This is a genomic window from Saccharomonospora halophila 8 (assembly GCF_000383775.1).
GTDB classification, from domain to species: Bacteria; Actinomycetota; Actinomycetes; order Mycobacteriales; family Pseudonocardiaceae; genus Saccharomonospora; species Saccharomonospora halophila.
The window spans coordinates 66,548-68,497 of record NZ_KB912506.1 but is presented as its reverse complement, the minus strand read 5'-3'; the positions used below and the strand labels follow the sequence as shown (position 1 = coordinate 68,497).

2 protein-coding genes are annotated in these 1,950 nt (G+C 72.5%); both read left to right on the top strand.

The features are described 5' to 3' along the window. The first annotated feature begins 161 nt into the window (after positions 1–161). Positions 162–1,154 (top strand): ABC transporter substrate-binding protein, encoded by a 993-nt coding sequence (locus SACHA_RS0106340; protein ID WP_019808088.1) that lies wholly within the window; start codon positions 162–164, stop codon positions 1,152–1,154. A gap of 115 nt (positions 1,155–1,269) precedes the next feature. Beyond that, positions 1,270–1,950 (top strand): serine/threonine-protein kinase (locus SACHA_RS0106335; RefSeq protein ID WP_019808087.1); only part of this gene is annotated, 681 nt, incomplete at its 3' end.

Genomic DNA, 1,950 nt, shown 5'->3' with positions numbered 1-1,950 from the left:
GCGGCCGGGCGGGGCCCCCGCCGCGGCGTCGCTCCCGCGGGTGAGCGTCGTGGCCATCTCACATCCCTGTCAGGTGTGTTCCGGACCTCTTTTGCCGCACGGTCCGGTCGGCTAGAGTCCGCGTTCGTTAGGAGAGCCTAACCGAATCCGAAGGGTGATCAATGAGCCGCCTGTCCCGCCCGCGCCGCCGTGCCGTCGTGGCCGCCGCCGTCGCCTGCCTGGGGTTGACCGCGTGTTCGCCGCAGGGCGAGCAGCCCGCCGGGGACACCGGCGACCAGGGTGCCTTCCCCCGCACGATCGAGCACGCGATGGGGGAGACCACGATCGAGGAGCGTCCGACGACGGTGGTGGCGCTGGACTCCAGCTTCGCCGACGCCGCCGCCGCACTGGAGACCGAGGTGGTGGCCTACACGCGGTATCCCACCTCCGACTCCGTTCCGGAGTATCTCGGTGACGATGCCCGGTACGTCGAGGGTGGACGGGAGGTCGGCGAGCTGGCCACCCCGGACATCGAGGCGCTCTACGAGATCGACGCGGATCTGATCGTCTCGGCGAAGGTGCGGCACGAGAGCATCTACGACCAGCTCCCCCCGGATGTCCCCGCGGTGTTCTCCGAGACCACCGGCGCGACGTGGAAGGACAACATCCGGCTGCTGGCCAAGGCGCTCGGCAAGGAGGAACTGGCCGAGCAGAAGATCGACGCCTATGAGCGCCGGGCCGCCGAGATCGGGGACGCGATCCGGGAGAAGACCGGCGGCACCCCGACGTACTCGCTGGTGCGCTTCGTCGAGGGTGAGCAGACGGTGCGGCTGTACACGACGAACTCGTTCGGCGGCATCGTCCTCTCCGACGTGGGTCTGGCCCGGCCGGAGGGGCAGCCCGACTCGGACTCGGAGATCCTGGTGGAGGTGAGCCAGGAGGAGATCGGCAAGCTGGACGCCGACCGGATCTTCGTGTCCACCTACGAGGACGACACCACCGAGGCGACCAGCCCGAAGGAGGATTTCCAGGGCAATCCGCTCTGGGGCACGCTGGAGGGCACGATCAGCGAGGTCCCGGACAAGACCTGGTACGTGTCGGTGAGCCTGCAGGGCGCGCACGCCATGCTCGATGACCTCGCCGAGCAGTTCGGGGTCGACCCGGCCCGCGCCTGAGTCGCCCGCCCTCCCCGTCCGGTCCGCGGCGTACGCCGGGTCGGTGCGTCCGCGCCGTCCGGGCCCCTCCGCCGCTCTACCATCCGCGGAGCCCGCGGACCGGACGGGAGAAGGCATGGTGAGTGACGAGGGCACGGTGATCGGCGGCCGGTACCGGCTGCTCACGCCGGTCGGCCGGGGTGCCACGAGCGTGGTGTGGCGGGCCCGCGACGAACGGCTCGACCGGATCGTGGCCGTCAAGGAGCTGTCGATCGACCCGGCCGACGACCCGGCGGCCGGGCGGGTGCTCCGTCGTGCGCAGGCCGAAGCCCGGGTCGCGGCGCGGCTGGACCATCCGCACGCCGTCATGGTGCATGACGTTCTCCCCCGGGACGGGACCGCGTTCCTGGTCATGGAGTACGTGGCGGGGGAGAGCCTCGCGGCGTCGCTCGCCCGGCGGGGGACGTTGCCCGCACCGGAGGTCGCCGCGATCGGGGCGGCGCTGGCGGGGGCGCTGACCGCCGCCCACGACGAGGGCATCCTGCACCGCGACGTCAAGCCGGGAAACGTGCTCGTCACCGCGGACGGCTCCGTCACGCTCGTCGACTTCGGTATCTCCCGGATCGTGGGGGAGGCCACCGGCACCGGGGCCGGCCTCGTCGCGGGGACCCCCGCCTATCTGGCCCCCGAGGTGGCGGCCGGGGAGACGGCCGGCCCGGCCGCCGACGTGTTCTCCCTCGGGGCCACCCTGCTCACCGCACTGGAGGGCACCCCGCCGTTCGGCGACGCCGACGACCCGGTCGCCCTGCTGGCGCGG